Annotated in this window: 15 protein-coding genes; 11 read left to right on the plus strand and 4 right to left on the minus strand. The window is 64.9% G+C overall.

The features are described from left to right. Positions 1-5 precede the first annotated feature (5 nt). Positions 6-464 carry a (2Fe-2S)-binding protein gene (locus tag ACN9M1_RS23200; RefSeq protein WP_426399196.1) on the minus strand — a complete coding sequence of 153 codons (459 nt, stop codon included), beginning with the start codon at positions 462-464 and terminating at the stop codon, positions 6-8. A 579-nt stretch (positions 465-1,043) separates the two neighbouring features. Between ACN9M1_RS23200 and leuA the strand changes: the two genes are divergently transcribed. The 4 genes from leuA to ACN9M1_RS23220 all read left to right on the plus strand — a co-directional run bounded on the left by leuA (position 1,044) and on the right by ACN9M1_RS23220 (position 5,503). Then, entirely contained in the window at positions 1,044-2,756 is a 1,713-nt protein-coding gene (gene leuA, locus ACN9M1_RS23205) for a 2-isopropylmalate synthase (RefSeq protein ID WP_426399198.1), read from the plus strand. Positions 2,757-2,892: 136 nt separating this feature from the next. Then, positions 2,893-3,279, plus strand: coding sequence for a four-helix bundle copper-binding protein (locus ACN9M1_RS23210; protein ID WP_426400713.1), 387 nt, complete (start codon positions 2,893-2,895; stop codon positions 3,277-3,279). Between the two features lie 17 nt (positions 3,280-3,296). After that, the gene (cadR, locus tag ACN9M1_RS23215; RefSeq protein WP_426399199.1) at positions 3,297-3,773 is read left to right on the plus strand and encodes a Cd(II)/Pb(II)-responsive transcriptional regulator; all 477 of its coding nucleotides are present in this window, start codon (positions 3,297-3,299) and stop codon (positions 3,771-3,773) included. 110 nt (positions 3,774-3,883) lie between these two features. Beyond that, positions 3,884-5,503, plus strand: a complete 1,620-nt coding sequence (locus ACN9M1_RS23220; RefSeq protein WP_426399200.1) for a DUF4139 domain-containing protein — start codon at positions 3,884-3,886, stop codon at positions 5,501-5,503. Positions 5,504-5,534: 31 nt separating this feature from the next. Here ACN9M1_RS23220 and ACN9M1_RS23225 read toward each other — a convergent pair whose 3' ends face one another. Continuing rightward, positions 5,535-7,889 carry a heavy metal translocating P-type ATPase gene (locus ACN9M1_RS23225; protein WP_426399201.1) on the minus strand — a complete coding sequence of 785 codons (2,355 nt, stop codon included), beginning with the start codon at positions 7,887-7,889 and terminating at the stop codon, positions 5,535-5,537. 187 nt (positions 7,890-8,076) lie between these two features. Between ACN9M1_RS23225 and ACN9M1_RS23230 the strand changes: the two genes are divergently transcribed. From ACN9M1_RS23230 to ACN9M1_RS23260, 7 genes are all read left to right on the plus strand, one after another. Further along, on the plus strand, positions 8,077-9,375 hold the full coding sequence (locus ACN9M1_RS23230) for a CitMHS family transporter (RefSeq protein ID WP_426399202.1): 1,299 nt from the start codon (positions 8,077-8,079) through the stop codon (positions 9,373-9,375). A 16-nt stretch (positions 9,376-9,391) separates the two neighbouring features. Next, positions 9,392-10,747 (plus strand): acyclic terpene utilization AtuA family protein, encoded by a 1,356-nt coding sequence (locus tag ACN9M1_RS23235; protein WP_426400714.1) that lies wholly within the window; start codon positions 9,392-9,394, stop codon positions 10,745-10,747. 1 nt (position 10,748) lies between these two features. Further along, positions 10,749-11,081: an AtuA-related protein gene (locus ACN9M1_RS23240; RefSeq protein ID WP_426399203.1), complete on the plus strand. Its 333-nt coding sequence runs from the start codon at positions 10,749-10,751 to the stop codon at positions 11,079-11,081. A 27-nt stretch (positions 11,082-11,108) separates the two neighbouring features. After that, a complete protein-coding gene (locus ACN9M1_RS23245) occupies positions 11,109-12,002 on the plus strand; it encodes a LysR family transcriptional regulator (protein ID WP_426400715.1) in 894 nt (297 codons plus the stop codon). Positions 12,003-12,144: 142 nt separating this feature from the next. After that, a complete protein-coding gene (locus ACN9M1_RS23250) occupies positions 12,145-12,612 on the plus strand; it encodes a universal stress protein (protein WP_426399204.1) in 468 nt (155 codons plus the stop codon). Positions 12,613-12,724: 112 nt separating this feature from the next. Continuing rightward, positions 12,725-13,168, plus strand: a complete 444-nt coding sequence (locus ACN9M1_RS23255; protein ID WP_426399205.1) for a nuclear transport factor 2 family protein — start codon at positions 12,725-12,727, stop codon at positions 13,166-13,168. 53 nt (positions 13,169-13,221) lie between these two features. Further along, the gene (locus ACN9M1_RS23260; RefSeq protein ID WP_426399206.1) at positions 13,222-14,226 is read left to right on the plus strand and encodes an NAD(P)H-dependent flavin oxidoreductase; all 1,005 of its coding nucleotides are present in this window, start codon (positions 13,222-13,224) and stop codon (positions 14,224-14,226) included. 13 nt (positions 14,227-14,239) lie between these two features. Here ACN9M1_RS23260 and ACN9M1_RS23265 read toward each other — a convergent pair whose 3' ends face one another. Next, positions 14,240-14,776 carry a PadR family transcriptional regulator gene (locus ACN9M1_RS23265; protein WP_426399207.1) on the minus strand — a complete coding sequence of 179 codons (537 nt, stop codon included), beginning with the start codon at positions 14,774-14,776 and terminating at the stop codon, positions 14,240-14,242. Between the two features lie 91 nt (positions 14,777-14,867). Then, a complete protein-coding gene (locus ACN9M1_RS23270) occupies positions 14,868-16,130 on the minus strand; it encodes a serine hydrolase domain-containing protein (RefSeq protein ID WP_426399208.1) in 1,263 nt (420 codons plus the stop codon). Positions 16,131-16,251: the final 121 nt, after the last annotated feature.

The following is a 16,251-nucleotide window of genomic DNA, read 5'->3' on the forward strand; positions in this document are numbered from 1 at the left end:
GGGGCTCAGGCCAACGTTTTCGCGGCGTCGTGAATCGCCGCGCGAATCCGTTGATAGGTCGCGCAACGGCACAGGTTGCCAGCCATCGCGCTATCGATGTCAGCGTCGGTCGGCTTCTTCTTGGTGCGCAGCAGACCCACAGCGCTCATCATCTGGCCGCTCTGGCAGTAGCCGCATTGGGCAACGTCGTGCTTGACCCAGGCGTCGAGCACCGCCTTGCCGACCTTGTCGTCAGCGATGTGTTCAGACGTGGTGATTTGTTGGCCGACCACCGCAGAGATCGGCAGCACGCAGCTGCGCGTGGGCTGGCCGTTCAGGTGCACCGTGCAGGCACCGCATGATGCAACGCCGCAGCCGAATTTGGTGCCGGTCAGACCGAGGTTGTCGCGCAGCGCCCAGAGCAGCGGCGTCGACGGATCGGCATCAACTTCCACCGGTTTGCCGTTGATGTTCAACGTGACCATTGTGGGGTTCTCCTTGTGGGGCGTGAGAGGGGTCTTACCGTTATGAAGCCTCTAGGGCCGGCGGTATGGACGGGGTGTATTAAAGCAGGTTCGTGCAGGTTTTGCTGGCGGCGGCTTCACATTGCAGGCCGCTGCGGAATTGTCCGAATTGAGCCAAGGCTGCTTGACAACTTCCGCCATCTCCCAGCATCATCGACAAATGCACTCCCAGCAGACCACCCTCCTCACCGCTCAAGCCCGCACCCTCTCGTGCGTGCGCGGTCTGCTATCCGCATCCCTATCTCTACTACGCGTGTAAGCGCGTAGACCTCTCTTTCCCCCTCGTTCCGGTATTTGACCGGTCCGTGCCGTAAGCGGCGACGGGCCTTGTGTGTGGCGCAGTCTGTGCGCCAAATCGTTGGAGCTCCTCATGCCCGCCACGACCCTGTTTTCGCTACGACTACTGACCGGCCGCCAGACCACGCGCCCGTGGCTGTCTGGCCGCCACACACTGCCCGTAATTCCGGCCACGCCGGACGCCGCCCGCGCGGTCGTCCCCGATGTACGAAACCGATCTCGATCTCACAGGACGCACACACCATGTTGAAGAATCCCGCCACCAAGTACCGCCCCTTCCCCACGATCGCCCTCTCTGATCGCACCTGGCCCAACAAGACCATCACCCGTGCCCCGATCTGGATGAGCACGGACCTGCGCGATGGCAACCAGGCCCTGTTCGAGCCCATGAACGCCGAGCGCAAGATGCGCATGTTCAAGATGCTCGTGCAGATCGGCTTCAAGGAAATCGAAGCCGCTTTCCCCGCCGCCTCGCAAACCGATTTTGATTTCGTGCGCGAGCTGATCGAAGGTGGGCACATCCCCGACGGCGTGGCCATCGAGGTACTCACGCAGGCGCGTGAAGACCTGATCCGCCGCACGATGGAATCGCTGCGCGGTGCCAAGAAAGCCATCATCCACGTCTACAACGCTACGGCGCCGGTGTTCCGCCGCACGGTGTTCAACACCGACCGCGAAGGCGTCAAACGCATTGCCGTGCAAAGCGCCAAGCTGATCCGCGAAATTGCGGAAACGATGCCCGAGACGCAGTGGACGTACGAATACACCCCCGAAGTCTTCAGCGGCACCGAGCTGGACTTTGCGCTCGAGGTCTGCAACGCGGTGACCGAGGTCTGGGAGCCCACACCCGAGCACAAGATCATCGTCAACCTGCCAGCCACGGTGGAAATGGCCACGCCCAACATCTACGCCGACCAGATCGAGTGGATGCACCGCAATCTGGCGCGCCGCGATTCGATCATCCTCTCCGTGCATCCGCACAATGACCGCGGCACTGCCGTGGCAGCGGCCGAATTGGCCGTGATGGCCGGTGCCGATCGCGTGGAAGGCTGCCTGTTCGGCAATGGCGAGCGCACCGGCAACGTGGACCTCGTCACGCTGGCGCTGAACCTGTACTCGCAGGGTGTCGATCCGGAACTGGATTTCTCGCACATCAACGATGTGGCACGCACGTGCGAAGACTGCACGCAACTGCCCGTGCATCCGCGCCATCCGTATGTGGGCGACTTGGTGTTCACCGCGTTCTCGGGCTCGCACCAGGATGCGATCAAGAAGGGCTTTGCGGTGCAGAAGCCCGATGCACTGTGGGAGATGCCCTACCTGCCGATCGACCCGGCTGACGTGGGCCGCACGTACGACTCGATCATTCGTGTGAACAGCCAATCGGGCAAGGGCGGCGTCGCGTATCTGCTGGAGTCTGGCTATGGCGTTGCCATGCCGCGCCGCCTGCAGGTGGAGTTCAGCAGCACCGTGCAGCAACTGACCGATGAAAGCGGCCGCGAAGCCACCGGCGCCGACATCTGGGCGCTGTTCCAGCAAACGTACCTCCGCGGTGATGGCGCCATCGGCTACGTGTCGCACCGCCTGACCGAACGTGATGACGGCAGCCAGCACATCCGCCTGGTCGTCAACATCGACGACCACGAGCACATCTGCGAAGGCACCGGCAACGGGCCGCTGGATGCGCTGGTGCATGCGCTGTCGCAGGTGTTGACGGCCCCTGTGTCGATCCATCACTACGAAGAGCGCGCCCTCGGCCAGGGTGCAAACGCCGATGCCATTGCCTTTGCAGAAATGGCGGCGCCTGGCGTGGCAGGCAGCGTGTTTGGCGTGGGCGTGGATGCCAACCTGACGACGGCGTCGATCCGCGCGGTGGTGGGCGGTGTGAACCGCCTGATTGTGCGCGCCGGCAAGGGCATGCTGCATCGCGGGAATGCCGAGGCAGCGGTCGCTTGAGGTCAGAATCCGCACAGGTTCACCTCACGCTGCGGAGCGCCAGTTGCTAAATTGAATGGATGCGGCCCGGGAAGCGCTCGGGCCCATTCCTTCCGAAACGCAACCGCGTGCCATCCACTGCCACAGGAGAACCGACATGACCACTCGTCCGACCGCGAAAGACAATGCCAAGCGTTTTGCCAGTGTGATCCAGGCGTTGCAGGCTTGCGAAACCGCTTGCAATCATTGCGCGACGGAAAGCAGTAAGAACGGCCACGCGGCAGCCATGACGCGCTGCATCAACGCGTGTACAGACTGCGCCCAGTACTGCGGGGTCACACGTGCCTTTCTCGAGCGCAACAGCGAATTCGCCGAGCTACTGCTGGAAGACTGCGCCGAGATCTGCAACCAATGCGCGGAAGAATGCGATCATCACGGCCAAGGCCATTGCAGTGCTTGCGCAACGGCGTGCCGTGCCTGCATGGACGCCTGCCTGAAGGTCGCCGGTGTTGAAGCCGTCACCGCGGAACCGACCGTCTTCTGACCCTCCCACCAACGCGTATGAAAATTGGCGAGCTCGCCCAGCGCACGGGCATCAGCATTGAAACCATCCGCTTCTATGAAGCGCAGGGCCTGCTGCCCCCGCCTGCGCGCGCCGCCAACAACTACCGCGTCTATACGCCCGAGCATGCCGAGCAACTGGCCTTCATTGCGAAGTGCCGGTCGCTCGACATGGCCCACACCGAGATCCGCCGCCTGCTAGAACTGCAGGCCAACCCCCAGGCCTCGTGCGAAGAGATCAACAAGCTGCTGGACGAACACCTGCGCCACGTCGAGGCGCGCATTGCCGAGTTGACCGATCTTCGGCATCAGATCGAGGCCATCGGCCAGCGCTGCACGCGAGCGGCTTCCGTGGCGGAATGCGGCGTGCTGCAGTCGCTGCATGAAGACCCGACACCGGGCTCCAGCCACGCGCATAACCACGACCACGGGGACGCCGAACACGCACATCGGCATATTCGTGGCGTGCATCGCTAACCGCCTCCATTAGTCTCCATCCCCAGCCGGACACGTCACTTTGACGTGCGCATTGACGTGCGCATTGACGTGCGATACTCGCCGCATTTCACAACACGTGGGTGGGGCGGATGAAGACGAAGCTGGCAATGTATTTTCTGCATCGCCAACGCGTGGCGCTCGGTGCCGCTGCGCTGGCAACGACGGCTGCCGCACATGCGGCCACGCTTTCGCGCATCAGCGAGGTCACGCTGTATCCGGATAGCGCGACGGTTGTACGCACGGCCAGCGTTGGAGCGGGGGCGCGCAGCATTGAGGTGACTTGCCTGCCGATGACGTTCGACGCAGACAGCCTGCGCGTGGAGGCGGACAGCAGCATTCGTGTGGGCGATATCCGCGTGGAAACCGTGCCCAGCGAAGGCAGCGGCTGCGCAAAGACCGCCCTGGAAACGCAGATCCAAACCCTTCAAGACCAACGTGCAGCGCTGGACGTTCAACTTCAGGCCAATGCCCTGTCAGCCAGCTACCTGAAGGCGGTGAGTGAAAACACCGGTGGCAACGGCCATGCGCCCCTCACGGATTTCTCCAAGCTCGGCCGTGCCACCGATGCCCTGGCGCGCAATGCGCAGGAAGTCTTCACGCGCCAGGAGCAATTGAAAAAACGCGACGCCGAACTGAAGGCGCAACTGGACGCACTGCAGCAGACGCACGGTGCCGGCGCGACGACCTTGCGCACAGCGCGGATTGCCGTGTCGGCACCGCGCGGCGGCGAGTTGCGCATCAGCTACCAGACCTCGCGCGCGGGTTGGCGGCCGGCGTATCAGGCGAGCGTGGATTCCGTACGTTCGAACGTCATCGTTGAGCGACAGGCCACCCTCGCGCAATCGACCGGAGAGGATTGGCGCGGCGTGCGGCTGCGCTTGTCGACGGGTCAACCGCGTACTGCGCCGCGTGGGCCGGAGCCGTATGCGTGGCAACTGAATATTCAGCCACCACAGCAAGCCATGCCCTACCCGGCAGCACCGGCAGTTGCGGCCGCGCCGGCACCCAAGGCGGCAAGATTTGGCCGAAACAACGAGCAGCGAGAAGCCGACGACGCGCCTCTGTTTGACGTCACTGCCGTCCAAACCGCCTTCGCCACCGAGTTTGAGCTACCGGGCAACGTCGAGTTGCCGTCCGACGCGCAGAAGGTGACGTACACCCTGGCCACCGAAACGCTGCCTGCCAAGCTGGCCGCACGCAGCACACCGCGCATGGATACGGCGGCTTATCTGATCGCCACGGTGGATCGTCCGCAAGGCATCTGGCCTGCCGGCAACATGCAGTTACGCCGCGATGGCGCTGTGGTGGGCACCACGCATTGGAATCCGGCAGGGGCCGATCAGAAGGTCACTCTGCCCTTTGGCCGCGATGATCTCGTCACCGTGGTGGTGGAAACACCCAAGACCTTCCAGCGCAGCGTCGGCCTGCTCGACAACCGCAACGAACGCCAGCTTGCGGCGCTATACACCGTGCGCAACCGGCACCGCGACGCCATCGACGTGCAGATCCTGGAAGCCACGCCGGTCAGCCAGTCCGACGACATCAAGGTGCGCACCACGTTCTCGCCCGAACCGGCCAAGCGCGACTGGGAACACCGCGCAGGCGTGATCGCGTGGGAGCAGACGATTCCGGCTGGCGAGAGCGCGCGCTTCTCCGCCGACTACCTCATCACCTATCCGAAGGACGCGCGCGTCAGCGGCTTGCGCTAAGCACGCCTCGCACGCGCGCTGACGTTGACTGTCAAACGCGCGTGCGCATTACCCGCAGCCCGTTGAACACCACCAACAGGCTCGCGCCCACATCGGCAAAGATGGCCATCCACAGCGTGGCGTCGCCCATCACCGCCAGCGCCAGGAACACCGCCTTGATGCCCAGCGCCAGCACGATGTTCTGACGCAGCACGGCCACCGTGCGCCGGCTGATGCGGATGAAGCTGGCGAGCTTGCGCGGGTCGTCGTCCATGATGGCGACATCGGCCGCCTCCAGTGCAGTGGCGGTGCCGGCGGCACCCATGGCGAAGCCGATGTCGGCGCGTGCCAGGGCCGGGGCATCGTTAATGCCATCACCGACCATACCGACGAAGCCGTGTTGTGCGGCGAGCGCCGCCACGACGCGCTGCTTGTCGGCGGGGAGCTGTTCGGCGTGTACGTTGTCGATGCCGACGGTCTTGGCGATGGCCTGTGCGGCGCGCCGATCGTCGCCGGTGATCATGACCGGTTGCACGCCCAGCGCGCGCAGCTCGGCAATGGCTTGCGCACTTTCCGCGCGCTCGCGATCCCGCACGCCGAAGAGCGCCACGGCGCCATTCGCGTCGCACAGCGTGACGGCGGACATGCCCTCGGCTTGCAGCAATTCGGCAGCGGTGCGCCAAGCTGCGGTATCGAAGCCGCGTTCTGCGACGAGGACCGCATTGCCGAGGTGCCAGCGTACGCCGTTGAGGGTGCCAGCCACGCCTCGGCCCGGCAGCACCGACAAATCCTCCACCGCACCCGCATCGACCGCGCTGTGCGCCTCAGCTGCCTGCACAATCGCTACAGCAATCGGGTGGGTGGTATTCGCATCCAACGCGGCGGCCACGGCGAGTGGGCGCAGGAAGACACCATCCGTCGCCGCATTCAGGTCGGACACCGCACGGTGCGTGCCATCCGGCAGCACCACAGCATCCAGCACCGGGCGACCGGCCGTCAGCGTGCCGGTCTTGTCCAGCGCCAGGGCCCGCAGTCGGCGCCCGCTTTCCAGATAGACACCGCCCTTGACGACGATGCCGCGCCGCGCGGCCGCGGCCAGGCCGCTCACCACTGTGACCGGCGTGGAGATCACCAGCGCGCACGGGCAGGCAATCACCAACAGCACCAGCGCGCGGTACGTCCATGCGAGCCAGCCATCAGCGGTGACCAGCGGACCGATGACGGCCACGGCCAGCGCCAGCAACATCATCGCGGGCGTGTAGATGGACGAGAACTTGTCGACAAAGCGCTGCGTGGGCGCGCGCTGAGCCTGCGCCTCCTGAATGGCACCGGCGATGCGCGCGAGCGTGCTGTCCGCCGCCACGGCGGTGGCCTCAGCTTCCACGATCCCATCGGTGACGATGGTGCCAGCGAGGATGGAGTCGCCGATGACCTTCTCCACCGGCAGGCTCTCGCCGGTGACGGGCGATTCGTCGAGCGCGGCGCGGCCGGTGACGATGCGTGCATCCACCGGCACGCGGCTACCCGTGCGCACGCGCAGGCGGGCGCCAACGGCGACGGTATCGACCGCCACATCGCGCCAGCCGCCCGTGCCATCGGCCAGTTCAGCCGTATCGGGCGCAATGGCGGTAAGCGCGCGCACCGCGTCGCGGGCACGCACCAGTGCCCGCGCCTCGATGGCCTCGGCCACAGCGAACAGGAAGATCACCATGGCCGCTTCGGCCCACTTGCCGATCAGCAGTGCGCCAATCACGGCCACCGCCATCAAAAAGTTGATGTTGAACGTGAACGCACGCAAGGCGATCCAGCCCTTGCGCAACGTCGGGCCGCCGGCCAACACGATGGATGCGAGCGCCAACGCCAGCACAGGCCAGGCATGATCCCCGAGCGACCATGCAATGGCCTCGGCGCCGAACGCAGCCACGCCACCTACGCCCAGCAGCCACGTACGGCGCGAGATACCGGTGGGCGCAGGAGCCGTCGCAGCCGAACGATCGCGTTCCTCCAGCACCTCGCCGTCCATGCCAATGGCGCGCAAAGCCTCCAGGAATGGCGTGACGTCATCGACGGTGTGGTGGATCGTGAGGTGGCGCTCCAGCAGGTTGAAATCGAGCGCGACCACGCCGTCTGCATTGCCCAGCTTGGCGCGGATCATGCGCTCTTCGGTCGGGCAATCCATCTGCTCGATGCGGACCTTGGTGCGCCCCTTGGCGCGGGCGAGCATCGCGGCATCAATAGGCGCAGCAGCTTCATGTTCGTGACCGTGACCGTGGCCATGGTCATGCGCGTCGTGGTGGGTGTCCTTCGCAGCCGGGTGACCGTGGCCGCAGCAACCGCCACAACCGGAGGTTTCCGGCTTGGCGGCATGATCGTGGACAGGCAAGGTGGAAGCGAGATCAGGTTTCATGCCTCCATTCAAAACCCTGAAGAAGCTTCAGGGTCAAGCCCACACGGCCGATGCGGCTTAGTCGTCTCTTATCCAATTTGCCGCACAATCGATCCAAATATTCTGTTTTACAGGCAGATCGCGGCCTCCTACAGTCCCCCGTAAATCCCGCTAACAGGGATTCCGAATCCAAAACTCGGAGGAGACCATGCTCGTACTGCTCGGGCTGCTGACCATCGTTGCGCTGTTTGTCGTCATCCTGACGAAGCGCATGTCGCCGCTGGTTGCGCTCATCGCCATTCCCGTCATCGCCGCGCTCGCGGGCGGCTTCGGGCTCAATACCAGCAAGTTCATCATCGGCGGCATCAAGGATGTCGCGCCGGTGGCAGGGATGTTCATCTTCGCCATCCTGTACTTCGGCATCGTCACGGATGCCGGCATGCTGGACCCGATCATCGACCGCATCCTCCGCACCGTGGGCAGCCGCCCGCCGCGCATCGTGGTGGGCTCGGCGCTGCTGGCGCTGCTGATTCACCTGGATGGCTCGGGCGCGGTGGCGTTCCTCATCACCATTCCGGCCATGCTGCCGCTGTACGACCGGCTCGGCATGGACCGCCGCATCCTGGCGTGCGTAACGTCGATGGCGTGCGGCGTGAACTTCCTGCCGTGGACGGGGCCGATGATTCGCGCCTCGGCCTCGTTGCACATGCCGGTGACGGACATCTTCAACCCGCTGATCCCGGTGCAGATTGCGGGGCTCATCTTCGTGTTCGCCTGCGCCTGGCTGCTGGGCAAGCATGAGGAAAAACGCCTGGGCCTCGCCAACCACGATGGCGCCGCGCACGTCGTCGCCCGCCCACTGACGGATGCCGAACAGGCGCTGCGCCGCCCGCGCAACTTCTGGATCAACCTCATCCTCACGGTCGTGGTGATGGGCGTGATGGTGAGCGGCAAGGTCGACCCGGTGGTGATGTTCATGCTGGGTGTGGTGGCCGCGCTGCTCATCAACTACCCGAACGTCGACCAGCAACGCCAGCGCGTGGATGCCCACGCCAAGGCCGCACTGATGATGGCGAGCATCCTGCTGGCGGCAGGCGTCTTCACCGGGATCATGAGCAAGTCCGGCATGCTCACGGCAATGGCCAAGACAGCAGTCGACTTCATCCCGCCCGCGATGGCGCACCACATTCCGGTGGTGTTGGGCGTGCTGTCGATGCCGCTGTCGCTGCTGTTCGATCCGGATTCGTTCTACTTTGGCGTGCTGCCGGTGGTTGCCGAAGCTTCGAAGATGCTGGGCGTAGCGCCCGTGCATGTGGCTCAAGCCGCCGTGCTCGGCCAGATGACGACAGGCTTCCCGGTCAGCCCGCTTACGCCAGCGACCTTCCTCGTGGTCGGCCTATGCGGCATCGAGCTGGCGGACCACCAGAAGTTCTCAATCCCCTTCCTGTTCGGCGCCTCGCTGCTGATGACCGCGGTGGCCGTGGTGCTGGGCGTGCTTCCGTGGTGATGGCATGAAGAACGCGTTGAAGACCGAGTTGAAAACATTACGCATCGGCGGCGGCGCCGGTTATTCGGGCGACCGCATCGAACCGGCACTCGAACTCGCAGAGCACGGCGACATTGACGTGCTGATGTTCGAATGCCTGGCTGAGCGCACCATCGCGCTCGCGCAGCAGGTGCGCCGCAAAGATCCATCGCACGGCTACGACCCGCTGCTCGAAGCACGCATGCGGGCCGTGCTGCCGGCATGCGCGGCGCGCGGCATCCGCATCGTCACCAACATGGGCGCGGCCAACCCGCAAGCCGCAGCCGAACGCACGCGCGACATCGCCCGGGAACTGGGCCTCAAGCTGCGTGTGGCAGCTGTCACCGGCGACGATGTGTTCGACCTGCTGCAAGCGCGCGGCAATGATTTCACGCTGATGGATGGCGGCGCACCCGTCGCCTCGCTCGGCGCGCGCATGGTGTCGGCCAACGCGTACCTGGGCGCGCAGGGCATCATTGATGCATTGGCGCAGGGCGCGGACGTTGTCATCACTGGACGCGTGGCCGACCCGGCGCTGGCGCTCGGGCCGCTCATCCACGCCTTCGGCTGGCGCATGGACGACTGGCACCGCCTGGGCTGCGGCACGCTCGCCGGGCACCTGCTCGAATGCGCGGGGCAGATCACGGGCGGCTACTTTGCCGATCCGGGCGTGAAAGACGTCCCCGGCCTCGCCCGCCTGGGCTTTCCCATCGGCGAAGTGGGGGAAGACGGCTCGGTGCTCATCACTAAGGTGCCCACTGCCGGCGGCATCGTCACCGAGGCGACGTGCAAGGAACAGCTGCTGTACGAGATCCATGATCCAGAGCGCTACCTCACGCCCGATGTCGTGGCCGATTTTTCCAAGGTGCGCATGCGCGGCGATGGGAAGGATCGCGTCGTCATCGAAGGTGCGACGGGCACGCCGCGCACGGAGCAGTTGAAGGTCTCGATCGGCTATCTCGACAGCTACATCGGCGAGGGCCAGATCAGCTATGCGGGCCCCAACGCGGTGGCGCGCGGCAAGCTGGCGCTCGACATCGTGCGTGACCGGCTGGCGCTCACAGGCGTGCAGATGACCGAGACGCGCTTCGAGCTGATCGGTGTGGACGCGCTACATGGCGCCACCCTCTCGCGCATCGATGCCGAACCGTACGAAGTGCGCGTGCGCGTGGCTGCGCGCACCGAATCGATGGCCGAGGCCATCCGCATCGGCAACGAGGTCGAAACGCTGCTGACCTGCGGCCCTTCCGGCGGCGGCGGCGCCACCAAGAGCGCGCGCGAAGTCATCGCTGTGGCATCGACGTTGATCCCCGCTGAACTCGCCCCGCACGCCGTGCACATCCTGGAGAACTGACATGACACGCACACTCCGCGACCTCGCCCACACCCGCGCCGGCGACAAGGGCGACATCTCGTGCATCTCCGTGATCGCGCTTCGCCCCGAATGTGCGGAAGACTTTGCCGTGCTGGAGGCGCACGTCACGGCCGAGCGCGTGCGCGCGCATTTCGCTGAACTCGTCACCGGCCATGTCGAGCGCTATGTGCTGCCGCAACTCGGCGCGCTGAACTTCGTGCTGTACGACGCATTGGCCGGCGGCGTGACGCGCTCGTTGGCGCTGGATGCGCATGGAAAATCGCTGTCGAGCGCGCTGCTGACGCTGGAGATTCCTGCGCTGGTTCCGAGATAAGCTGACGGCCGACTCGTCGGCATGCCTATGAACCTCTCCGTCAAACAACTCCGCGCCTTTGCCGCGCTGCGCGAGCACAAGAACTTCACGCAGGCGGCGCAGACCTGTCACCTATCGCAATCGGCCTTCAGTGCGCTGATCCAGAACCTGGAAGCCGATGCCGGCGTGCGCCTGTTCGACCGCAACACACGCCATGTCGAACTCACGCCCGAAGGCGAAGCCTTTGCTGAGTCGGCGCTGCGCCTGCTGGCCGATTTCGAGGCGACGTTTGCGGAGTTGCGCGACCGTGCCGCTGCACGCACCGGCCGCGTCACAGTGGCCGCGCTGCCGTCCATTGCAGCAGGCATCTTGCCCGGCGTGTTGGCAGCGTTCTCCCAGCAGCACCCAGGCATTCAACTCGCATTGCACGACCAATTGTCCGACCCGTGCATCGACATGGTCCGGCGCGGCGCCGCAGACTTTGCCATCGCGGCCATGGGCGCAGACATGGCGGGGCTCAGTGCGCAGCCGTTCTGCGCGGACGACTTCCACCTCGTTTGCCACCGCGCGCATCCGCTGGCGAATCAGCCATCGGTCAACGTCAGCGATCTGGTGGACGTGCCATTCATCCACCTCGCACGCAACACGAGCATCCGGCAATACCTCGATGCCGCGCTGCACCCCACCAAGTTGCGCAGCGGGATGGAGGTGGAGCATCTGGCCACGGCGGCCGCGCTGGTCGGCGCGAACCTCGGCATCAGCGTGATTCCCACGCTGGCGTTGTTCCAGTTTCAATTACCGGAGCTGGTGGTGCGGCCACTGCCATTGCCGGGGTTGGTGCGCACGCTGTATGTGATCCGGCGCGATGGGCGCAGCCTGTCGGTCGCGGCGCAAGCGTTGCTCGACCTGCTGCTTGCGCACCCCGCGCATACAGGCGCGTAATCAGCATGACCTGCGCGGCATGACCGGCGGGGTATGACCGGCGCGGTTTGACACGGCGCAACCCGGCATCATCCCGGGTGCGGCATGCCCGACCCGCGCTGCTACAGTGAGGCCATTCCCATTCCGATCTTGTGGAGCGCCCATGCATCAACGCATTCTTGCCGCCTTTGACGGCTCCCACGAAGCCCTCCTGGCGGTAGAAGAAGCCGCCGCGCTCGCGCGCGCCTTCCACGGCAGCGTGCGCGTGGTCTGGGCGATCGGCTCGCCGGCCATGCCGGAATCGCGCGAAATCTACAGCGTCGACAAGTTGCGCGAAGACGCCCACCGAACCGCCAGCGCCTCGCTAGTCGAACTGCAACGCCAACTCGACGCCAGCGGCACCACCGCCGAAACCGGCATCCTCATGCTCGACGCCACCGACGATGACATCGGCAGTGCGCTCGAACACGAGGCCGTGCGCTGGCAGGCCGACACCATCGTCGTCGGCTCGCAGGGCAAGCATGGGCTCGCCCGCATCCTGCTGGGCAGCGTGGCCGAGCGCACGGTCAAGCTGTCGCACCGCACCGTCATCGTGGTACGTGCACCGCACCCGGAACACGCTGCCGGGTGACCCCTCCGGAAGTCGAGCCCCTCCACTATGCAACTTGTTGCATAGATTCGAACGGCTGTGCTATGTTGCCTCACGTTAATGCAATGCGTTGCATTTCTGCCCAGGAGCCAGCATGTCGCAGCCGATTCCCAAGACGTTGACCGCCGCCACCCAAGCCACGCTCGATGCCTGGCACGCCATGCTCGAGAGCGGCAACATGGACGACCTCGACCGGCTCTTCGCCGACGAAGTGGTCTTCCGTTCGCCCGTGGCGCACACGCCCTATCCGGGCCGCACCGCCACCACGCTGGTGCTGCGCACCGTCAACACCGTCTTTGAAGACTTCCAATACCACCGCAGCTTCGCCACCGACGATGGCGCGAGCGTGGTGCTCGAATTCAGCGCCAACGTGAGCGGCAAAGCGCTCAAGGGTATCGACATGATCCGCTTCAACGCCGACGGCAAGATCGTCGAGTTCGAAGTCATGGTCCGCCCGGCGACTGGCCTGCAAGCACTCGGCGCCGCCATGGGCGCCAAGCTGGGCGACAAGATCGGTTTGCTCAAGGCTGGCGCCTGAGCGTCGTCCCATTCCCCTTTTCTGATTCCCAAACAATTTCAACGGAGACCGCCATGTCGCTGCCGCCGATCCTGCAAAACCGCCTGTCCGTGCCTGTGGTGGGCTCGCCGCTGTTCATCATTTCCAACCCCGACCTTGTGATCGCCCAATGCAAGGCGGGCGTGGTCGGCTCGTTCCCAGCGCTCAATGCGCGCCCGGCCGAGCTGCTGGAAACCTGGCTGCAGCGCATCACCACGGAGCTGGCCGAATATGACGCGCAGAACCCCGACAAGCCGTCGGCGCCGTTCGCCGTCAACCAGATCGTGCACAAGTCGAACGACCGCCTGGAGCACGACCTGGCCCTGTGCGTGAAGTACAAAGTGCCCATCGTCATCACCTCGCTGGGTGCGCGTGAAGACGTGAACCAGGCGGTGCACAGCTACGGCGGCATCGTGCTGCACGACGTCATCAACAATAAATTTGCCAAGAAGGCGATCGAAAAAGGCGCGGATGGCCTGATCGCGGTGGCGGCCGGTGCGGGTGGCCACGCGGGCACGACCTCGCCGTTTGCGCTGATCCACGAGATTCGTGAATGGTTCGATGGCCCGCTGCTGCTGTCGGGCGCGATTGCCAATGGCAATGCCATCCTGGCAGCGCTGGCGGCCGGTGCGGACCTCGCCTACGTCGGGTCGGCCTTCATTGCCACGGAAGAAGCCAACGCCATCGAGGGCTACAAGCAAGCCATCGTGGAATCCACTGCCAGCGACATCGTCTACACGAACCTGTTCACCGGCGTGCACGGCAACTACCTGCGCAAGAGTATCGAAAGCGCAGGCCTGGACCCGGAAGCCCTGCCGGAGTCCGATCCGAGCAAGATGAACTTCGGCTCGGGCGGCGGCGCCAAGGCCAAGGCGTGGAAGGACATCTGGGGCGCCGGCCAAGGCGTGGGCGCGGTCAAGCGCGTGGTGCCGGCGGCAGAACTCATCAAGCGTTTTGCCGAGGAGTTTGAAGTGGCACGCCGTCGCCTGAACAGTATCGAGGCACTGCGTGCCCCGGCGGGTGACAAGGCGACGGCCTAAGTCATATTGCGTCTTAAGCCGTCACAGAGGCTGACTCCAGCAACGGCAGCACATCGTCTGCCCACGCGAGCCAGCCTTCTTCGTAAACGATGCCGCGTTGAAGCACGGCGTGCTGCAGCCGCTGCGCACGCGTGAGTTCGGCATCGGAAAAATCGCGCTGCTCGATCTCGCGAAAGGTGTTCAGGCGCGTCCGGTGCTGTTCGATCAGGCGCTGCATCTCGTCGGCAAAACCGAGTGGGCCGATCACCGCTTCGGCGCGCAGCTTCACCAGCACTTCTTCGCGATTGTCCGACGACACGGTCGGCTCCAGCACCCAGCGCGCGAGTTCTTCGCGGCCCGGCGGCAGCACGGTGTAGGTCTTCTTGCGGCCGTCTTCCTCTTCTTCCACGCTCACCCAGCCGGCTTCGGCCATGCGACCCAGCTCGCGGTAGATCTGCTGGTGCGTGGCGCTCCAGAAATAGCCCATGGACTTGTCAAAGCGGCGGGCGAGTTCGTAGCCCGATGAGGGCTTTTCAAGCAGGGAAGTCAGAAGCGCGTGCTGGATCGACATAAGCAGAAAGTGACGTAGGCATTGGCTTGCCATCATACCGAGCAATCGCCTGGTCATGAGGCGAAGCTCGGGTCTCAGATCGATCCTGCACTCAGCGCTGGGCCGCACCCAATTCGGTGATCGCGCTATAGACCAGCGTGCGCAGCTGCCGGCGCACCGGGTACGCAGACGACGGCAAGACCTGCGTGAGGAACAGCCCGATCAGGTCTTCCTTCGGGTCCACCCAGAAGAACGTGCCGGCCGCACCGCCCCAGAAAAAATCGCCGGTGCTGCCAGGGATGAGCGTGGCGGCTTGCGCGATGGTGGTGGCGAAGCCGAGCCCGAACCCCACGCCGTCGTAGGCCGCCTCGCTGAACATCGAGCGCGGCGACATGGTGGAGATGTCCGCCCCACCCGGCAGATGGTTGGCCGTCATCAGCGCCAGCGTCTTAGGGCTAAGCAGGCGTACACCATCCAGCTCGCCGCCTTGGAGCAGCATGCGCGCAAAGCGCAGGTAGTCCGCCGCGGTGGAGACGAGCCCACCGCCGCCCGAAACAAAGCTGGGCGGCTTCAGGTAGACGCTGGTACGCGGGTCATCTTGCAAGACCGGTTGATCCGATACCGCCGTCGAGCCGAGCGCGCCGACCGCATAGCAGGCGCACAAGCGCGAGGCCTTATCCTCCGGCACGTAGAACGCCGTATCGACCATCCCCAGCGGATCCAAGATCCGTTCCTTCAGGAAGGTCTCGAACGGCACGCCGCTGATCTTGCCGACGAGGTAGCCGAGCACATCGGTGGAAACCGAGTAGTTCCACGCCTCGCCCGGGGAGAACTCCAGCGGCAGGCCGGCCAGCTTTTCGACCATCTCGTCCAGCGTTCCGTTGAGGTCGGCACCGCCCAGCTTCAGCTGTCGATACGCCGCGTCGACATTCGTATTCTGGTGAAAGCCGTACGTCAGGCCGGAGGTGTGGCGCAGCAGGTCGACCATGCGCATCGGGCGAGTGGTCGGGCGCGTCTGGAAACCGGCCATGAAACCACCGGTAAACACGCCCAGGTTTTGCCACGCGGGGATGTACTTGCTGACCGGATCATCCAGCGCGACCTTGCATTCCTCCACCAGCATCATGAACGCCACCGAGGTGATGGGCTTGGTCATGGAGTAGATGCGGAAGATCGAATCTTCGGCCAGCGGCACCTGGCGCTCGCGGTCAGCCCAGCCCTGCACGGCATTCACAACCCGCTCGCCGCGCCGCCACACCTGCGTGAGCGCGCCGGGCAGCTTGCCGGTCGCAACATAGGCGTCATGGATGAAGCGATCGACCCGTTGGAGCCGTTCGCGAGACATGCCCTGCGTTTGCCTACCGTGCTGTTCCATGCCTGCTCCTTGCATTCACGACACTTCGATCCGAGGTGCGGCATGCCGACCACGCCTGCCGTTCTGGCGACATTGTGGCAGGTGCCACCGACCGTGCAAGCCAGCGCAAACCACGCGCTGA

Origin of the sequence: Ralstonia sp. R-29, assembly GCF_049913345.1 — a bacterium.
Taxonomy (GTDB): domain Bacteria; phylum Pseudomonadota; class Gammaproteobacteria; order Burkholderiales; family Burkholderiaceae; genus Ralstonia.

What these genes read in the sequence shown, in the direction of transcription:
- ACN9M1_RS23200 (WP_426399196.1), bottom strand. Translation starts at nt 464, where the DNA reads ATGGTCACGTTGAACATCAACGGCAAACCGGTGGAAGTTGATGCCGAT.
- leuA (WP_426399198.1), top strand. Translation starts at nt 1,044, where the DNA reads ATGTTGAAGAATCCCGCCACCAAGTACCGCCCCTTCCCCACGATCGCC.
- ACN9M1_RS23210 (WP_426400713.1), top strand. Translation starts at nt 2,893, where the DNA reads ATGACCACTCGTCCGACCGCGAAAGACAATGCCAAGCGTTTTGCCAGT.
- cadR (WP_426399199.1), top strand. Translation starts at nt 3,297, where the DNA reads ATGAAAATTGGCGAGCTCGCCCAGCGCACGGGCATCAGCATTGAAACC.
- ACN9M1_RS23220 (WP_426399200.1), top strand. Translation starts at nt 3,884, where the DNA reads ATGAAGACGAAGCTGGCAATGTATTTTCTGCATCGCCAACGCGTGGCG.
- ACN9M1_RS23225 (WP_426399201.1), bottom strand. Translation starts at nt 7,889, where the DNA reads ATGAAACCTGATCTCGCTTCCACCTTGCCTGTCCACGATCATGCCGCC.
- ACN9M1_RS23230 (WP_426399202.1), top strand. Translation starts at nt 8,077, where the DNA reads ATGCTCGTACTGCTCGGGCTGCTGACCATCGTTGCGCTGTTTGTCGTC.
- ACN9M1_RS23240 (WP_426399203.1), top strand. Translation starts at nt 10,749, where the DNA reads ATGACACGCACACTCCGCGACCTCGCCCACACCCGCGCCGGCGACAAG.
- ACN9M1_RS23245 (WP_426400715.1), top strand. Translation starts at nt 11,109, where the DNA reads ATGAACCTCTCCGTCAAACAACTCCGCGCCTTTGCCGCGCTGCGCGAG.
- ACN9M1_RS23250 (WP_426399204.1), top strand. Translation starts at nt 12,145, where the DNA reads ATGCATCAACGCATTCTTGCCGCCTTTGACGGCTCCCACGAAGCCCTC.
- ACN9M1_RS23255 (WP_426399205.1), top strand. Translation starts at nt 12,725, where the DNA reads ATGTCGCAGCCGATTCCCAAGACGTTGACCGCCGCCACCCAAGCCACG.
- ACN9M1_RS23260 (WP_426399206.1), top strand. Translation starts at nt 13,222, where the DNA reads ATGTCGCTGCCGCCGATCCTGCAAAACCGCCTGTCCGTGCCTGTGGTG.
- ACN9M1_RS23265 (WP_426399207.1), bottom strand. Translation starts at nt 14,776, where the DNA reads ATGTCGATCCAGCACGCGCTTCTGACTTCCCTGCTTGAAAAGCCCTCA.
- ACN9M1_RS23270 (WP_426399208.1), bottom strand. Translation starts at nt 16,130, where the DNA reads ATGGAACAGCACGGTAGGCAAACGCAGGGCATGTCTCGCGAACGGCTC.